Raw genomic sequence first — 15,724 nt, 5'->3', positions numbered from 1 at the left:
AGTCAGCTCAAACAGCTTGAAAGATACTCGCTTAATCAGAGGAACAACTTTGTTGCACTTGACTTGACAATTGGGGTTAAAAAATATCAGCAAAAAATTTGGAAAAAAAGAAATTTTATCCAATTTCAGTTTAACAATTCCTGAAAAGCAAATTTTGGCCATTGTTGGCCCTTCTGGTGGTGGGAAGACTACCTTGCTTAGAATGTTAGCTGGACTTGAGACCATTGATTCAGGAGAGATTTTTTATAATGGAGAATCCCTACCTTTGGATGAACTTGAAAAGCGCCACTTGTTAGGTTTTGTTTTTCAAGACTTTCAACTTTTTCCTCACTTATCCGTTATGGAGAACTTGATTTTGTCACCTATCAAGACTATGGGGATGTCTGAAGCAGATGCAAAGAAGAAGGCGGTCGACTTATTAACTCGTCTGGGACTCGAAGCTCATGCAGATGCCTATCCTTATTCCTTATCTGGTGGTCAAAAGCAACGGGTTGCCTTAGCACGTGCTATGATGATAGATCCTGAAGTGATTGGTTATGACGAACCAACTTCAGCCCTTGACCCAGAGTTGCGTCTCGAAGTTGAAAAACTGATCCTACAAAATCGAGAATTAGGCATGACACAAATTGTTGTAACCCATGATCTCCAGTTTGCAGAGAATATTGCTGACCAGATTCTCAAAGTAGATCCTAAGTAGGAGGTGTCTATGAATCGAAAGAAAATCAGTCTTATTTTGGTATTCTTTCTGGCTTTTTTCCTGGTAGGATGTACGCAAAAAGCTAGTGATCCCAAGGTCGATAATTGGGACAAATACCAACAACAAGGAAGCATTACTATTGGATTTGACAATACCTTTGTTCCTATGGGCTTTGAAGAAAAGAATGGGCAATATGTTGGATTTGATATTGATTTAGCCCAAGCCGTTTCTGAGAAACTGGGGTTCAAGGTACAGTTTCAACCCATTGATTGGGATATGAAGGAAACAGAACTTCAAAACGGCACTATTGATGCAATTTGGAACGGCTATTCCGCAACAGATGAACGCCGTGAGAAGGTAGCTTTTACCATTCCTTATATGGAGAATCAGCAGGTTCTCGTCTCTAAAAAATCTCAAAATATCCAGTCGGTTTCGGATATGAAAGATAAAATTTTGGGAGCCCAAGCGGGTTCTTCTGGTTATCTAGATTTCGAAGCTCAACCAGAACTCTTAAAAAATATCGTAAAAGATCAAAAAGCAAACCAATATCAGAGTTTTAATGAAGCCTTGATTGACTTGCAAAATGATCGGATTGATGCTCTTTTAATTGACCGTGTTTATGCCAATTATTATCTTAAAACGGAAGGGATATTAGACCAGTATGAGATTTTCTCAGCCGGTTTTGAGAGTGAGTCTTTTGCAGTTGGAGTAAGACCAGCGGATAAAACCTTGTTGACAAATTTAAATAAAGCTTTTAAGGAACTCTATCAAGAAGGGAAATTCCAAGAAATCAGCCAGAAATGGTTTGGTGAAGATATAGCAACAAGCCAAGTTAAAGGAAAAGAAAACTGAGACTCTCGTCTTGGTTTCTTTTTTTAGAGTGGGAATGAGTGATTCTTGTCCTAAATAGGACTTGTGAATAGGCTTTCAACTTGAAAATTTTGCAAAATCCTTAGAAAACCTGTAAAATAGAAAAGATGAACAAATAGGAGGTTCCTTGTGTCAAAAAAGGAAATCAATATTAACAATTATAATGATGACGCCATTCAGGTGCTAGAAGGGTTGGATGCAGTCCGTAAACGTCCAGGGATGTATATCGGATCGACTGACGGTGCTGGGCTACATCACCTTGTTTGGGAAATTGTCGATAATGCAGTCGATGAAGCCTTATCTGGATTTGGTGATCGCATTGATGTAACGATTAATAAAGATGGAAGTTTAACGGTTCAAGACCACGGACGTGGGATGCCGACTGGGATGCACGCTATGGGGATTCCAACGGTTGAGGTTATTTTTACCATTCTCCACGCTGGAGGAAAATTCGGTCAAGGTGGCTACAAGACTTCTGGTGGTCTTCACGGGGTTGGTTCTTCTGTCGTCAATGCCCTCTCTAGTTGGCTGGAAGTAGAAATTACACGTGATGGGGCTGTTTACAAACAACGCTTTGAAAATGGTGGGAAACCAGTAACAACTCTTGAAAAGGTTGGCACAGCACCGAAGTCTAAAACAGGTACCAAAGTGACCTTCATGCCGGATGCTAGTATCTTTTCTACGACTGATTTCAAGTACAATACCATTTCAGAGCGTCTCAATGAGTCAGCCTTCCTCTTGAAAAATGTAACCTTGTCATTAACGGACAAACGAACAGATGAAGCAATTGAATTCCATTATGAGAATGGGGTACAAGACTTTGTTTCTTACCTCAATGAAGACAAGGAAACCTTGACGCCAGTCCTTTACTTTGAAGGCGAAGATAATGGTTTTCAAGTAGAAGTAGCCCTCCAATATAATGATGGATTTTCAGATAACATCTTGTCCTTTGTTAACAATGTTCGTACCAAGGACGGTGGAACGCATGAGACAGGACTCAAGTCTGCCATTACCAAAGTTATGAACGACTATGCGCGAAAAACTGGCCTTCTCAAAGAAAAAGATAAAAACCTAGAAGGTTCAGATTACCGTGAAGGGTTGGCGGCAGTTCTTTCCATCCTTGTTCCTGAAGAACATTTGCAGTTTGAAGGACAGACTAAGGATAAACTAGGAAGTCCACTTGCTCGTCCGGTTGTAGATGGTATTGTAGCTGATAAATTAACTTTCTTCCTCATGGAAAACGGAGAACTCGCGTCTAATCTGATTCGTAAAGCTATCAAGGCTCGTGATGCCCGTGAAGCAGCACGTAAGGCGCGTGATGAGAGCCGAAATGGCAAGAAGAATAAGAAAGACAAGGGCTTGCTTTCTGGTAAATTAACGCCAGCCCAGTCAAAAAATCCAGCTAAGAACGAACTCTATCTGGTCGAGGGGGACTCTGCCGGTGGTTCTGCCAAACAAGGTCGTGACCGCAAGTTCCAAGCTATCTTGCCTCTTCGAGGTAAGGTTATCAATACAGCCAAGGCCAAGATGGCAGATATCCTCAAAAACGAAGAAATCAATACCATGATTTATACCATCGGTGCTGGTGTTGGGGCAGACTTCTCTCTTGAAGATGCCAACTATGACAAGATTATTATCATGACCGATGCGGATACCGACGGTGCCCACATTCAAACATTGCTTTTAACCTTCTTTTATCGCTATATGCGTCCACTAGTTGAGGCAGGTCATGTTTATATTGCCCTTCCTCCTCTTTACAAGATGTCTAAAGGTAAAGGCAAAAAAGAAGAAGTGGCTTACGCATGGACGGATAGTGAGCTAGAAGAACTTCGCAAGCAGTTCGGTAAAGGTGCTACCCTTCAACGCTACAAGGGTCTTGGTGAAATGAATGCGGACCAACTCTGGGAAACAACCATGAATCCAGAAACCCGCACTCTCATCCGTGTGACGATTGAAGACCTAGCACGCGCAGAACGTCGTGTCAATGTCCTCATGGGTGACAAGGTTGAACCACGCCGTAAGTGGATTGAAGACAATGTCCAGTTTACACTGGAAGAAGCAACAGTATTTTAAAAATTGATATAAATACAAATGGAGGACAAGATATGTCTGAAAATCTAAGTGAAGAGCAAGTTAAAGAAGCACTTGAAAGTGGCTATGCGGAATCTGAGGCCCTATTAAACGATAAAGATGAGTTAGATGATTTTTTATATCGTTTGGAGCAAAAAATTAAAGAGATGCCATTTGTTGGTAAGAAATTCCAGATGATTCCAGTCATGATTTCCTTAGTGAAAAATTATGCTCAAGGGAAATACACAACGGTTCCTTATGGAACTATTTTAGCCGTTTTAAGCGCACTTATTTATTTCCTTGCTCCTATTGATATTGTTCCGGATTTTATTCCCCTAGCAGGTTATTTAGATGACATGGCAGTTCTAGGACTTTGTATGAATATGGTCAAAACAGACATTGAAACCTACGATAAATGGCGTCAGTCTCAAGGATTGATCTGAAAAATCGTCTATAGTTCTTAATTTTAGCTCTCTAAAAGAGGTATAAATCATGATAAGTTTATTGTTTGATAGTCCATTTCTTGTCATAGTCTTAGCTTTAGCTGCAATTATGTATATAATTGCCAAACAAGGTAAACCCGAGCAAAGCCGCTATCTTGAATTTTTACTATTAACCATAGTAACTACCTGTGTTTTTTTATTTGATAATCCTTTAAGATCCAATCCTTATGCAGGTTTGCTCTTCTATGTTTTTGACTTTTATATTTTCACATCAGCTAGCTTAGCATTCAGTTTTACAGCTATTTATAAAAGTACCAAACATCACAAGTATTATCCTAGTAGTTACTCAAAACTTCTTAAGATAAATGCCTGGTTTTTAGCAATCTTATCAGGGATGAATCTACTATTTATAATACTGACGCAAGAAATGGGAATTGTTTTGCTATTACCAATTTTTGGTATTAGTTTTATCATTCAATTCTTGGTCGGAGAGTTAGAAAGGAAAAGAGTTCAGAAGCTTCTTAAGCAAAGAAATGAAGATCCTGTTATTCAGAACTTAGAGGCAACTGAGGATGAACCACATGAGAACTGACCAGGAAATGCTTGGCCTGATTTTACAAATAGCTAAAAAGTTGCAGGTTGATGCTGTGGCTCTATCTGGTTCGCGTACAAACCAAAAGATTCAAATAGATGAATTTCAAGACTATGATGTTGTCTATATTGTGGATGACTTAGATTATCTGACGAGTGACCTTTCTTGGCTGACCCAGTTCGGTGAACGCATCATTGAGCAACATAATATCCTAGGTAACCGTCGTCTCTACCTCATGCTTTTTGAAGATGGTAACCGTATTGATTTGACTCTATGTCCTAAAGTGCATATCAAGGAGTGGGTAGAAAGCGAAGCGGATTTCACGGTGCTAGAGGACACTAAGGGCTTGTTTGCGCCATATTCTTCAAATCCTCAGCGTTACTGGACAAGTCCAGCTACTGAGAAGGATTTTAAAAAAGCCTGCAATGAATTTTGGTGGGTTTCTGCCTATGTAGTCAAGGGCATTTGTCGTAAGCAACTTATCTATGCGACGGACCATCTCTACGCTATCCGTAGTCGCTATAAAAAACGCAAACCTGCTATGAAGGTAACGGAAGCAGTGGGGAGTGTTAATTAAGTCTGACAGATTTGGAGGAATAGAAGATGATTATCAGACCTGCAAGCAGAAAAGATTGTCAAGCTATTTATAGCCTTTATCAAAGTGAAAAATGGCTTTCTTTTACAGAGGAAAAAGTGACATCTCTATTTTCAACAAATCTGTCTCATTACTTGGTGCTTGAAGAGGACCAGAAAATCCTCGGCTTTGTCCGTTATCTGACGGATGAAGTGCTGACGACCTTTTTAGCTGAAATAATTATTGGTAAATCCCACCGCAGAAAAGGACTGGGACAGCAGCTGATTGAGGAGATCCACAAAAAATATCCTTTGACACGGATTGAATTAATATCTGAAGCAGATGGATTTTATCGGGCAATAAGTTTTAAGCCTGTTGGTACAGGATTTAGAAAATCTGAATGAAAGGAGACAGTCAATGACGCTTGACAACAAACTGGGTCTGACAGATTCGCTTGAACTAGCCAAGATGCTTATGCGACGGAGGATGCCCAAGCCTGTCTAGACTTTGCTTTTCAGCAAGCTGGCTTGTCAGAAGTTTACTCTTTTACATCCTTTCACAATCTCCCTTCGCAAAAAGTCATGCAAAAGCTAGGCATGGAATTTGTCAAAGAATTTGATAATGAAAAAGTTCCAGCAGTTAGTCCTCTTTATAGACATATCCTTTACAGAATCAAGAGTTTTCACTAAAAAGGCAGGTATTCCCATGAGAACTGAAACAGAAATGATGAATCTGATTTTACAAATAGCTGAAAGTTTAAAAGTCGATGCTGTTGCTTTATCGGGTTCTAGAACAAATGATCATGCTCCGAAAGATGAATTTCAAGACTATGATGTTGTTTATCTTGTTGATAATCTTGAAAACCTAATTTCAGACTTGTCTTGGCTGGATCAGTTTGGCAATCGTCTGATTGAGCAGCATAATATCTTAGGAAACCGTCGACTTTATCTCATGCTTTTTGAAGATGGCAATAGGATTGATCTAACCCTTTGCCCAAAAGACCACATCCAAGAATGGGTAGATAGCGAAGCTGGTTATACAGTTTTAGTAGACGAGAAGGGCTTGTTTGAGTCCTATACTACAAGTCCAGAGCGTTTCTGGATACATCCAGCTAGTGAGAAGGATTTTAAAAAAGCCTGCAATGAATTTTGGTGGGTTTCTGCCTATGTAGTCAAGGGCATTTGTCGCAATCAAGTCATTTATGCAACGGACCATCTCTACAATATTTGCCAGCAAGAACTCTTGAAAATCTTAGCTTGGCAGGTAGCAAGTGATAGAGGAGTAGTCGACATCGGTAAGAACTACAAGTACCTCTTTAACTACTTGCCAATTGAGAAGGAGAAGGAATTCTCTGCTCTTCTTGATTTCTCAAGTTTAGACAAAATCACTCAGTCTCTACTGGCTACGATGCAACTTTTCCATCAAGAAGCTCAATCCCTTGCTAACAAGATGGGCTTTGATTATGATAAGGAAGAAGCTGAAAAGATGGTTGAGTATGCTAAAGAAAAACTTCCAAATCACTTAGAAAATAAAGAACACAAATTATAATTTTAAACCACAGAAAGGGTCGTTTGGTTATTTATAGTGACTGAACAACTTTTCCATAAAACCTACTCTATATTCTTTGAAAGGAGTTGAACACGCCCTAAATGCTGTGTGAAAACTCCTGATGCATTTTTTAAAACGTATTTTAAACTACAGAAAGGATAGTTTGGTTACTAGAGGTAACTGAACACGGGACTAATTTCTTAGGAAAAAAGATAAATCGCTTTGGGTTCATCGAACCCTGCATCGATTTCCTATTTTTCTACAGAAATTTTCGGCAAGCCGAAACGTCCCTTTGTATCTTATATGAGTAATATCCAAAATATGTCCTTGGAGGACATCATGGGAGAGCGCTTTGGTCGCTACTCCAAATACATTATTCAAGATCGTGCTTTGCCAGATATTCGTGATGGCTTGAAGCCGGTTCAACGTCGTATTCTTTATTCGATGAATAAAGATGGTAATACCTTTGACAAGAGCTACCGTAAGTCGGCTAAGTCTGTCGGGAACATCATGGGGAATTTCCACCCACATGGGGATTCTTCTATCTATGATGCCATGGTTCGTATGTCTCAGGACTGGAAAAATCGTGAGATTCTGGTTGAAATGTACGGGAACAATGGTTCTATGGATGGGGATCCGCCTGCGGCTATGCGTTATACTGAGGCTCGTCTATCCGAGATTGCAGGCTACCTTCTTCAGGATATCGAGAAAAAGACAGTTCCTTTTGCTTGGAACTTTGACGATACCGAGAAAGAACCTACTGTATTACCAGCAGCCTTTCCAAATCTTTTGGTCAATGGTTCTACAGGGATTTCAGCTGGTTATGCCACAGATATTCCACCGCATAATTTGGCCGAAGTTATTGATGCGACAGTCTACATGATTGATCATCCGACTGCCAAGGTAGATAAGTTGATGGAATTCTTGCCTGGACCAGATTTCCCTACGGGAGCTATCATCCAAGGTCGTGATGAGATTAAAAAAGCCTATGAAACTGGTAAGGGGCGCGTGGTCGTTCGTTCCAAGACTGAAATAGAGAAACTGAAAGGTGGTAAGGAGCAAATCGTTGTCACTGAGATTCCCTATGAGATTAATAAGTCCAATCTAGTCAAAAAAATCGATGAAGTCCGTGTCAATAACAAGGTGGCAGGTATTGCTGAGGTTCGTGATGAGTCTGACCGTGATGGTCTTCGCATCGCTATAGAACTCAAAAAAGATGCGAACACGGAACTTGTTCTCAACTACCTTTTCAAGTACACTGACTTGCAAATCAACTACAACTTCAACATGGTGGCGATTGACAATTTCACGCCTCGCCAGGTTGGAATTGTACCAATCTTGTCTAGTTATATCGCCCACCGTCGAGAAGTTATCTTGGCGCGTTCTCGCTTTGATAAGGAAAAGGCTGAAAAACGTCTTCATATCGTGGAAGGTTTGATTCGTGTCATCTCTATTTTGGATGAAGTTATTGCCCTTATCCGTGCTTCTGAGAACAAGGCTGACGCTAAGGAAAACCTCAAGGTCAGCTATGAATTTACGGAAGAACAGGCAGAAGCTATCGTTACCTTGCAACTGTATCGTTTGACCAATACTGACGTGGTTGTCTTGCAGGAAGAAGAAGCAGAACTTCGTGAGAAGATTGCTATGCTTGCGGCTATCATCGGTGACGAACGAACTATGTACAATCTCATGAAGAAAGAACTCCGTGAGGTCAAGAAGAAATTTGCGACTCCACGTTTGAGTACTTTAGAAGATACAGCAAAAGTCATCGAGATTGATACAGCTAGTCTGATTGCTGAAGAAGATACTTACGTCAGCGTGACCAAGGCAGGTTATATCAAACGTACTAGCCCTCGTTCCTTTGCTGCTTCAACCTTAGAAGAAATTGGTAAACGGGATGATGATCGATTGCTATTTGTTCAAAATGTGAAAACTACCCAGCATCTTTTAATCTTTACAACGCTTGGGAACGTCATTTATCGACCAGTCCATGAGTTGGCAGATATTCGTTGGAAGGATATCGGGGAGCACTTGAGTCAAACGATTACCAACTTTGAAACCAATGAAGAAGTGCTCTATGTCGAAGTTGTGGATCAATTTGACGATGCGACAACCTACTTTGCAGCGACTCGCCTTGGCCAAACCAAACGTGTAGAACGCAAAGAATTCTCTCCATGGAGAACCTACCGTTCTAAATCTGTCAAGTATGCTAAGTTGAAAGATGATAGTGACCAGATTGTAGCAGTAGCTCCGATTAAATTGGATGATGTTCTATTAATCAGTAAAAATGGCTATGCTCTTCGCTTTAACATCGAAGAAGTGCCTGTCATCGGTGCCAAGGCAGCAGGTGTCAAAGCCATGAACTTGAAAGCAGATGATGTGATACAAGCAGCCTTTATCTGCAATACTTCATCCTTCTATCTTTTGACGCATCGTGGAAGTCTTAAGCGCGTTTCGATTGAGGAAATTCCAGCAACCAGTCGTGCTAATCGTGGTCTTCAAGTCCTTAGAGAATTAAAGAGCAAACCACATCGTGTCTTCCTTGCTGGTGCAGTATCAGAGCAAGGATTTGTTGGAGATCTCTTTAGTACAGAAGTAGAAGATGGAGAGCAAACGCTTGTCATCCAATCAAATAATGGAACGATTTACGAAGCAATCCTACAAGATTTGAATCTATCAGAACGTACAAGCAATGGAAGCTTTATCTCAGATAGCATTTCTGATGAAGAAGTTTTTGATGCTTATCTTAAAGAAATCTTTAAAGAAATCAAAGAAAATTAAAAATCAGTCCTAGTGACTGATTTTTAATAAGTAAAATTTTCAGAAAATTACAAATAATACTTGAATTTTTAGGAGAATAGTGTAGAATAGAACACAGAGCTTGATTAGAATAAAGGAGATTGTCATGACAGTTACGATTGATTGGGAAAATCTCGGTTTTTCCTATATGAAACTACCTTATCGTTATATCGCTTATTTTAAACATGGACAATGGACTCAAGGAGAATTAACAGAAGACGCAACCTTGCATATTTCCGAATCATCTCCGAGCCTTCACTATGGACAGCAAGCATTTGAAGGGTTAAAAGCCTATCGTACAAAGGATGGTAGTGTTCAACTTTTCCGTCCAGATGAAAATGCTAAACGGCTCCAACGTACTTGCGACCGTCTCTTGATGCCTCAAGTGCCAACAGAAATGTTTGTAGAGGCTTGTAAGGCAGTCGTCCGTGCCAATCAAGAATACGTACCACCTTATGGAACAGGTGGAACCCTTTATCTTCGTCCCCTTTTGATTGGTGTGGGAGATATCATCGGGGTAAAACCAGCAGAAGAGTATATCTTTACCATCTTTGCCATGCCGGTTGGAAATTACTTTAAGGGTGGATTGGTTCCAACGAACTTTTTAATTCAAGATGAGTATGACCGTGCTGCACCGAATGGAACAGGAGCTGCCAAGGTCGGAGGTAACTATGCAGCTAGCCTTTTACCAGGAAAAATGGCTAAATCCCGTCATTTCTCAGATGTTATTTATCTAGACCCATCAACCCACACCAAGATTGAAGAAGTCGGTTCAGCAAACTTCTTTGGAATTACAGCTGATAATGAGTTTGTAACCCCATTTAGTCCGTCAATTTTGCCATCGATTACCAAGTACTCATTACTTTATTTGGCAGAGCATCGTTTGGGCTTGAAGCCTGTTGAGGGAGATGTACCAATTGATAGTCTGGATCAATTTGTAGAAGCAGGTGCCTGTGGAACAGCAGCAGTAATCTCACCAATTGGAGGAATCCAACATGGTGATGACTTCCACGTTTTCTACAGTGAGACAGAGGTTGGTCCAGTGACTCGTAGACTATACGACGAATTGACAGGTATTCAATTTGGTGACATTGAAGCACCAGAAGGTTGGATTGTAAAAGTAGATTAAAAATTATTAAAGGAGATCTTTATGAAAACGAAAAAGTGGATGTTAACAGCAGGAGTGGTCCTGAGTACAGCAGTTCTTCTTGTAGCTTGTGGTAAAGCCGACAAGGAAGCAGATGCGCCTACAACTTTCTCTTATGTCTATGGAGTAGACCCATCATCTTTGGACTACAGTATCGCAACTCGTACTTCAACAACTGATATCATCGGTAACGTCGTTGATGGTTTGTTAGAAAACGATGAATATGGGAATTTGATTCCTTCCCTCGCTGAGGATTGGAGTGTCTCACAAGACGGTTTGACTTATACTTATAAACTTCGTAAAGGGGTTAAATGGTACACGTCAGAAGGTGAAGAATATGCTGAAGTAACTGCGCATGACTTTGTTACTGGATTGAAACACGTAGCAGATGGCAAATCAGACGGTGTCACTCTTATTCAAAACTCAATTAAGGGCTTGAATGAATATATGACTGGTGAGACTAACGACTTCTCAACAGTTGGAGTTAAGGCAGTGGATGATTATACTGTTGAGTACACTCTAAACGCACCTGAAACTTTCTGGAATTCCAAAGTAACTTCAGCAACTATGTTGCCAGTAAATGAAGAATTCCTCAAAGCTTCTGGTAAAAATTATGGAACGGTCAGTCCAGCTGGTATTCTTTATAACGGTCCATATATTTTGAAGACATTGACTTCCAAATCTTTAATCGAATATGAAAAGAATCCAAATTATTGGGATAAAGAGAAGGTTAAAATCGAGAAAGTTAAATTAACTTACTATGATGGATCAGATCAAGAATCCTTGATCCGTAGCTTCTCTTCGGGTGTTTACACAACAGCTCGCCTCTTCCCAAGTAGCTCAAACTTTGCTTCTACTTTGGAACAATACGGGGATAAAATTACATATAGTCCACAGGATTCAACTAGTTACTACTTTACCTTTAACGTAAACCGTCAATCTTTCAATAAGACAGCGAAAACAAGTGAAGAACAGAAAACTTCTACAAAAGAAGCAATGTTGAACAAGGACTTCCGTCAAGCCATCAACTTTGCCTTCAACCGTCATTCTTATTCAGCTCAGCTTAATGGTGAAGATGGTGCGGACAAGATTATTCGTAATAGCCTAGTACCAGACAATTTCGTTCAATCTGGTGGCAAAAACTTTGGTGATATCGCTCAAAAAGAATTGGTCAACTATGGGGACCAATGGAAAGGTGTTGAGCTCGTTGACGGAAAAGATACCATCTACAATCCTGACAAAGCCAAGGCTTCATTTGAAAAAGCTAAGAAAGAATTGGAAGCAAAAGGTGTAACCTTCCCAATTCACTTGGATGTCCCAGTTGAACAGACAAATACAATTGCTGTTCAGCAAAGCAATTCCTTCAAGCAATCAATCGAATCAACTCTTGGTTCTGAAAATGTCGTAATCGATGTTCTTCAAATGACTGACAATGAAAAGGAAAGTATTACATCACAAGCGCGTGTACCTGCTCAAAAAGACTATGATTTGAACAGTACTGGATGGGCTCCAAGTTATCAAGACCCAGCAAGTTATCTCAATATCATGGATCCTAAGACAGGTTCTGCTATGAAACACCTTGGTATTACTAAAGGAAAAGACAAGGAAGTAGTAGCTCAACTTGGTTTGGACCAATATAAGAAACTCCTAGATGATGCAGTTTCTGAGACAAACGATTTGAATAAGAGATATGAAAAATATGCTAAAGCCCAAGCTTGGCTCACAGATAGCTCTCTCTTGATACCGACAGCCTCATCAGGTGGTTCACCAGTTGTCAGCAACATCGTTCCTTTCTCAAAACCATACTCACAAGTTGGTATTAAGGGTGATCCTTATATCTTTAAGGGTATGAAATTGCAAAAAGAGATTGTATCTGCTAAAGAATATCAAGCAGCTCTTGAAAAATGGCAAAAAGAAAAATTGGAATCAAACAATAAATACCAAAAAGAACTAGAAAGTCATGTCAAATAAAACTGACTAGTGTTTTGGAAAAGAGGCCTATATGGAATGGATTAAACTAATAGGGATATTTATCATTGTGGTTGGTTTTATCTATAAGTTAGATACCATTGCAACGGTAGTCTTAGCTAGTTTAGTTACAGCTCTAGTTTCTGGAGTTTCTCTTGTTGAATTCTTGGAAATTTTGGGAAAAGAATTTAGCAATCAACGTGTTCTTACGATTTTTATGGTAACCTTGCCCCTGGTTGGTTTATCTGAAACTTTTGGGCTCAAGCAACGATCGATTGACTTGATTCAAAAGATTAAAGGACTGACCGTAGGAAGTTTTTATACAGTGTATTTCTTTTTTCGGGAACTCGATGGTTTCTTTGCCATTCGACTAGGAGGACATCCGCAGTTTGTAAGGCCTTTGGTTCAACCCATGGGACAAGCAGCAGCAGAGTCACAATTAGGCAGAAAATTAACAGAGCAGGAGAGCGAAGCGTTAAAAGCACGTGCAGCAGCAAATGATAATTTTGCAAATTTCTTTGCTCAAAACACTTTCGTTGGTGCAGGTGGTGTCCTCTTGGTTGGGGGCACCCTGGACCAATTAGGTTACGAAAGTAATTATGCAGGCATTGCATCAGCTTCACTTATAGTTGCAGGAATTGCCCTTCTTGTTGTAGGGATTTACAATTACCTCTTTGATAGAAAACTGCTAGCAAATAAGGTTAGTAAAGGAAAAGAAGAATGACCAATCTAGCAAGCCAGTTATTAGAGTTGACTTATATTGTGATTGGCTGTCAATTCCTTCATACGGCTTATTGTAGCTATAAAGATAAAACAAACCCAGTTCGCTTTGGAACGGCTGGGTTTTGGGCTTTATTGGGCATCAGTTTTATCGGTGGTTCCTATCTACCTTCTGTCTGTATTGGAGTTATCGTAGTGCTATTAGCCCTGCTAACTCTCTTTAAACAGGTTCGTATCGGCACCTTACCGTCTCTGGATGAAGTCAAGGCAAATATTGAAGCTAAACGACTAAAGAATAAAATTTTTATTCCAGTCATGTTAATGGCTTTGATTGCTTTGGTATTAGCAAAAATGATCCCTGAGTTCAGTAAGATTGCTATCAGTCTTGCTGCATTTTTCGCAACCATCTCTCTTTTATTGATTACTAAGAGTTCTCCTAGAAGTTTGTTAGCAGAAAACAATCGCATGGTGCAACAAGTTTCAACCAGTGGGATTGTGCCTCAACTTTTAGGAGCTTTAGGGGCAATTTTTACCGTAGCAGGAGTTGGAGATCTGATTTCTCACTTGATAAGTGGTTTAGTTCCATCGGGCAGTCGTTTTATGGGTGTGGTAGCTTATGTCCTTGGGATGGTTCTATTCTCCATGATAATGGGTAATGCCTTTGCTGCCTTTACTGTTATTACTGCTGGAATTGGAGTTCCCTTTGTATTTGCCTTGGGAGCTGATCCAATCGTAGCCGCTGCTCTAGCAATGACAGCAGGTTGCTGTGGAACCTTATTAACTCCAATGGCTGCTAACTTTAATGCTTTACCAGCAGCTCTCCTGGATATGAAAGATCCAAATGGGGTTATCAAAGCTCAAGTAGGAGTAGCTGTTATCATGATTATCCTACATGTATTTTTGATGTACTTTTTGGCATTTTAGCAAAGGAAATAAAATGAAAATATTAGTAACAGGTTTTGATCCTTTCGGTGGTGAAAAGGTCAATCCAGCCTTGGAAGCTGTTAAATTATTACCGTCTGTAATTCATGGAGCGGAGATACGCTCGGTAGAGATTCCAACAGTCTTTTATAAATCAGCAGAGGTTTTAGAAGCAGAAATTGTCCGTTATCAACCAGATGTGGTACTCTGCATCGGACAAGCAGGAGGTAGAGCTAGTTTAACTCCTGAACGAGTTGCCATCAATCAAGATGATGCAAGAATTCCAGATAACCAAGGAAATCAGCCGATAGACACACCTATACGCCTGGACGGTCAAGCTGCCTATTTTAGCACACTCCCTATCAAAGCAATGGTTCAAGCGATTAAAGAGGAAGGGTTGCCAGCTACAGTGTCCAATACAGCAGGAACCTTTGTTTGTAATCATCTGATGTATCAGGCTCTCTATTTAGTGGATAAAAAGTTTCCAAATATGAGAGCAGGTTTTATGCATATTCCCTATATGACAGAACAGGTGATTAATAAATCTAATACAGCTTCTATGAATTTAACTGATATCGTCAGAGGTATCCAAACTGCGATTGGTGCTATCGTAGATTATAAAGATAAGGACATAAAATTAGTGGGTGGGACAACCCACTAACAATGAGCCTTCCCTAGATTAAAAACTTAGATTTTGTCACAAAAACTCTTTCTCAAGATTAGCTTGGTAAAGAGTTTTTTTCTTGCCAGTTTTTTAAATTTCTTGTACAATAGGAAGAGTGAAAAGAGGTATCGTATGAGTAAAAAAGATAAAAAAATTGAAATTCAATTAACAGACGCAACTGTTTTAGTTGGTAAGGAAAAGTATGAAGGATATACTTTAACGATTGGTAAAAAGGTTATTGGTGAAATTGCTGAACTAGATAATCAATTTGCGATCATAAAGAATGGAAATGTCGATAGTTTTTATAAAAAACTTGAAAAAGCTGTGGAAATTTTGATTGAAAACTATAATTTAGCAAAATAAAGCTTGTTTTTTGTAAATTTTCATGATATAATAGTTTTCGTTGAACATTGGAGAGATAGCGAAGAGGCTAAACGCGGCGGACTGTAAATCCGCTCCTTCGGGTTCGGGGGTTCGAATCCCTCTCTCTCCATTTCACTTTTGGGGTATAGCCAAGCGGTAAGGCAAGGGACTTTGACTCCCTCATGCGTTGGTTCGAATCCAGCTACCCCAGTTCTTAGGTAATATATTCAAGATAAAAAGAAAAATATCTTAGGGTATTTTATTTTTATAATTGAAGGACGTGAACGATATAACATGTCTTTGCGGGTGCTTAGGAAAAAATTATAAGTATGTCAAGTTTAAGAAAAA

The 15,724-nt window shown here is 39.8% G+C and carries 14 protein-coding genes, 2 tRNA genes and 2 pseudogenes; all 18 read left to right on the top strand.

Annotation, left to right across the window (positions count from 1 at the left end; translation table 11 throughout):
* Positions 1-70 precede the first annotated feature (70 nt).
* The 18 genes and pseudogenes from K1I67_RS04745 to K1I67_RS04660 all read left to right on the top strand — a co-directional run bounded on the left by K1I67_RS04745 (position 71) and on the right by K1I67_RS04660 (position 15,587).
* Positions 71-697 carry an amino acid ABC transporter ATP-binding protein gene (locus tag K1I67_RS04745; protein WP_223339038.1) on the top strand — a complete coding sequence of 209 codons (627 nt, stop codon included), beginning with the start codon at positions 71-73 and terminating at the stop codon, positions 695-697.
* A 9-nt stretch (positions 698-706) separates the two neighbouring features.
* The gene (locus K1I67_RS04740; protein WP_223339037.1) at positions 707-1,549 is read left to right on the top strand and encodes an amino acid ABC transporter substrate-binding protein; all 843 of its coding nucleotides are present in this window, start codon (positions 707-709) and stop codon (positions 1,547-1,549) included.
* A gap of 147 nt (positions 1,550-1,696) precedes the next feature.
* Positions 1,697-3,640 (top strand): DNA topoisomerase IV subunit B, encoded by a 1,944-nt coding sequence (gene parE, locus K1I67_RS04735; RefSeq protein WP_223339036.1) that lies wholly within the window; start codon positions 1,697-1,699, stop codon positions 3,638-3,640.
* 32 nt (positions 3,641-3,672) lie between these two features.
* Positions 3,673-4,080, top strand: coding sequence for a YkvA family protein (locus K1I67_RS04730; RefSeq protein ID WP_223339035.1), 408 nt, complete (start codon positions 3,673-3,675; stop codon positions 4,078-4,080).
* A 49-nt stretch (positions 4,081-4,129) separates the two neighbouring features.
* A complete protein-coding gene (locus K1I67_RS04725; protein ID WP_223339034.1) occupies positions 4,130-4,672 on the top strand; it encodes a hypothetical protein in 543 nt (180 codons plus the stop codon).
* Positions 4,662-5,246: pseudogene (locus K1I67_RS04720) on the top strand (aminoglycoside 6-adenylyltransferase); the annotation flags it as partial. The gene K1I67_RS04725 and the pseudogene K1I67_RS04720, both read left to right, overlap by 11 nt.
* A gap of 29 nt (positions 5,247-5,275) precedes the next feature.
* On the top strand, positions 5,276-5,650 hold the full coding sequence (locus K1I67_RS04715) for a GNAT family N-acetyltransferase (protein WP_223339033.1): 375 nt from the start codon (positions 5,276-5,278) through the stop codon (positions 5,648-5,650).
* Between the two features lie 69 nt (positions 5,651-5,719).
* A pseudogene (locus tag K1I67_RS04710) lies at positions 5,720-5,935 on the top strand (GNAT family N-acetyltransferase); the annotation flags it as partial.
* A gap of 16 nt (positions 5,936-5,951) precedes the next feature.
* The gene (locus tag K1I67_RS04705; protein WP_223339032.1) at positions 5,952-6,794 is read left to right on the top strand and encodes an aminoglycoside 6-adenylyltransferase; all 843 of its coding nucleotides are present in this window, start codon (positions 5,952-5,954) and stop codon (positions 6,792-6,794) included.
* A gap of 303 nt (positions 6,795-7,097) precedes the next feature.
* Positions 7,098-9,575, top strand: a complete 2,478-nt coding sequence (parC, locus tag K1I67_RS04700) for a DNA topoisomerase IV subunit A (protein ID WP_223339031.1) — start codon at positions 7,098-7,100, stop codon at positions 9,573-9,575.
* Positions 9,576-9,699: 124 nt separating this feature from the next.
* Positions 9,700-10,722, top strand: a complete 1,023-nt coding sequence (locus K1I67_RS04695; RefSeq protein ID WP_223339029.1) for a branched-chain amino acid aminotransferase — start codon at positions 9,700-9,702, stop codon at positions 10,720-10,722.
* A 21-nt stretch (positions 10,723-10,743) separates the two neighbouring features.
* On the top strand, positions 10,744-12,711 hold the full coding sequence (locus K1I67_RS04690; protein WP_223339027.1) for a peptide ABC transporter substrate-binding protein: 1,968 nt from the start codon (positions 10,744-10,746) through the stop codon (positions 12,709-12,711).
* Positions 12,712-12,742: 31 nt separating this feature from the next.
* Complete coding sequence (locus tag K1I67_RS04685; protein ID WP_223339026.1) at positions 12,743-13,432, top strand: DUF969 domain-containing protein; 690 nt, start codon at positions 12,743-12,745, stop codon at positions 13,430-13,432.
* Positions 13,429-14,352, top strand: a complete 924-nt coding sequence (locus K1I67_RS04680) for a DUF979 domain-containing protein (RefSeq protein WP_223339025.1) — start codon at positions 13,429-13,431, stop codon at positions 14,350-14,352. The genes K1I67_RS04685 and K1I67_RS04680 overlap by 4 nt, the downstream gene beginning before the upstream one ends.
* A gap of 13 nt (positions 14,353-14,365) precedes the next feature.
* Complete coding sequence (pcp, locus tag K1I67_RS04675) at positions 14,366-15,010, top strand: pyroglutamyl-peptidase I (protein WP_223339024.1); 645 nt, start codon at positions 14,366-14,368, stop codon at positions 15,008-15,010.
* 135 nt (positions 15,011-15,145) lie between these two features.
* A complete protein-coding gene (locus K1I67_RS04670; protein WP_000037108.1) occupies positions 15,146-15,376 on the top strand; it encodes a DUF2969 domain-containing protein in 231 nt (76 codons plus the stop codon).
* Between the two features lie 49 nt (positions 15,377-15,425).
* Positions 15,426-15,506: transfer RNA gene (locus tag K1I67_RS04665), tRNA-Tyr, on the top strand.
* 9 nt (positions 15,507-15,515) lie between these two features.
* A tRNA-Gln gene (locus K1I67_RS04660) sits at positions 15,516-15,587 on the top strand.
* Positions 15,588-15,724: the final 137 nt, after the last annotated feature.

Origin of the sequence: Streptococcus infantis (genome assembly GCF_019929575.1) — a bacterium.
Taxonomy (GTDB): domain Bacteria; phylum Bacillota; class Bacilli; order Lactobacillales; family Streptococcaceae; genus Streptococcus; species Streptococcus infantis_L.
The sequence above is the reverse complement of the archived record's forward strand: the minus strand, read 5'-3'. Positions and strand labels throughout refer to the sequence as shown.

What these genes read in the sequence shown, in the direction of transcription:
- K1I67_RS04725 (WP_223339034.1), top strand. Translation starts at nt 4,130, where the DNA reads ATGATAAGTTTATTGTTTGATAGTCCATTTCTTGTCATAGTCTTAGCT.
- K1I67_RS04740 (WP_223339037.1), top strand. Translation starts at nt 707, where the DNA reads ATGAATCGAAAGAAAATCAGTCTTATTTTGGTATTCTTTCTGGCTTTT.
- K1I67_RS04670 (WP_000037108.1), top strand. Translation starts at nt 15,146, where the DNA reads ATGAGTAAAAAAGATAAAAAAATTGAAATTCAATTAACAGACGCAACT.
- K1I67_RS04680 (WP_223339025.1), top strand. Translation starts at nt 13,429, where the DNA reads ATGACCAATCTAGCAAGCCAGTTATTAGAGTTGACTTATATTGTGATT.
- pcp (WP_223339024.1), top strand. Translation starts at nt 14,366, where the DNA reads ATGAAAATATTAGTAACAGGTTTTGATCCTTTCGGTGGTGAAAAGGTC.
- K1I67_RS04695 (WP_223339029.1), top strand. Translation starts at nt 9,700, where the DNA reads ATGACAGTTACGATTGATTGGGAAAATCTCGGTTTTTCCTATATGAAA.
- K1I67_RS04690 (WP_223339027.1), top strand. Translation starts at nt 10,744, where the DNA reads ATGAAAACGAAAAAGTGGATGTTAACAGCAGGAGTGGTCCTGAGTACA.
- K1I67_RS04715 (WP_223339033.1), top strand. Translation starts at nt 5,276, where the DNA reads ATGATTATCAGACCTGCAAGCAGAAAAGATTGTCAAGCTATTTATAGC.
- parC (WP_223339031.1), top strand. Translation starts at nt 7,098, where the DNA reads ATGAGTAATATCCAAAATATGTCCTTGGAGGACATCATGGGAGAGCGC.
- K1I67_RS04685 (WP_223339026.1), top strand. Translation starts at nt 12,743, where the DNA reads ATGGAATGGATTAAACTAATAGGGATATTTATCATTGTGGTTGGTTTT.
- K1I67_RS04730 (WP_223339035.1), top strand. Translation starts at nt 3,673, where the DNA reads ATGTCTGAAAATCTAAGTGAAGAGCAAGTTAAAGAAGCACTTGAAAGT.
- K1I67_RS04705 (WP_223339032.1), top strand. Translation starts at nt 5,952, where the DNA reads ATGAGAACTGAAACAGAAATGATGAATCTGATTTTACAAATAGCTGAA.